This window comes from Nguyenibacter vanlangensis (assembly GCF_013376155.1).
Classification (GTDB): domain Bacteria; phylum Pseudomonadota; class Alphaproteobacteria; order Acetobacterales; family Acetobacteraceae; genus Gluconacetobacter; species Gluconacetobacter vanlangensis.
This window is the reverse complement of record NZ_JABXXP010000928.1, coordinates 1-929: the sequence shown is the minus strand read 5'-3', so window position 1 is coordinate 929 and position 929 is coordinate 1. Positions and strand designations below refer to the sequence as shown.

Genomic DNA, 929 nt, shown 5'->3' with positions numbered 1-929 from the left:
TACCTGCTGGAAGGGATCGACTGGCGGCACCCGCAACGCACATGGCGGCCGGAACTGGCGGGCTGAGCGCGGTTGCTGGTACCCAACCGGGGCGATCCGTGTTTTTATGGCCGACATGGAAACCGGCACGTCGGAAATCGATCGGCTGCGGGCGGCCCTGGCGGCGTCCGAGGCGGCACGCCAGGAAGCGGAACAGCGCGCCACGGGTGCCGAGGCGATGGTCGCGCACCTGAAGCTGCTGATCGCCAGGATGCGGCAGGACCGCTTCGGCGCGTCCTCGGAGCGCGGCCGGCGCCTGCTCGACCAGTTGGAACTCGAACTCGAGGATCTGGAAACGGCGCTCGCCGAGGATGATCCGACCAATGTGCTAGGCGCCGCGATTGTCTCGCCTGAAGTGCTATCCGAACGGCAGCGCCCCGCGCGCCGGCCCTTTCCTGCGGATTTGCCGCGCGAGCGGATCGTCATTCCGGCGCCCACGCAGTGCCCATGCTGCGGTTCATCCCGTCTGGCGAAACTGGGCGAGAGCGTCACCGAGACGCTTGAGGTGATCCCGCGCCGGTTCAAGGTGATCCAGACGGTGCGGGAGAAATTCTCCTGCCGGGACTGCGAGAGCATCACCCAGCCGCCGGCACCGTTCCATCCGATCGCCCGTGGCCGTGCCGGGCCCTGGCTGCTGTCGACCATCCTGACCGGCAAGTTTGCCGATCACCTGCCGCTGAACCGCCAGAGCGAGGCCTTTGCGCGCGAGGGGATCGACCTCGACACTTCGACGCTGGCCGATTGGGTGGGCGCCTGCACTGCCACCCTGGCACCGCTGCTCGCGCTGGTGCGCGCCCATGTGCTGGCAGCGGAACGGCTGCATGGCGACGACACCACGGTACCGGTGCTGGCGAAAAGCCGCACCGTGACCGGACGCTTGTGGACCTATG

General features: G+C 68.0%; 1 protein-coding gene. It reads left to right on the top strand.

Annotated features, from left to right (window positions below; all coding sequences use genetic code 11):
- Window positions 1-115 precede the first annotated feature (115 nt).
- The coding region (gene tnpC / locus HUK84_RS20235) for an IS66 family transposase (protein WP_246285797.1) at window positions 116-929 on the top strand (814 nt) is incomplete at its 3' end.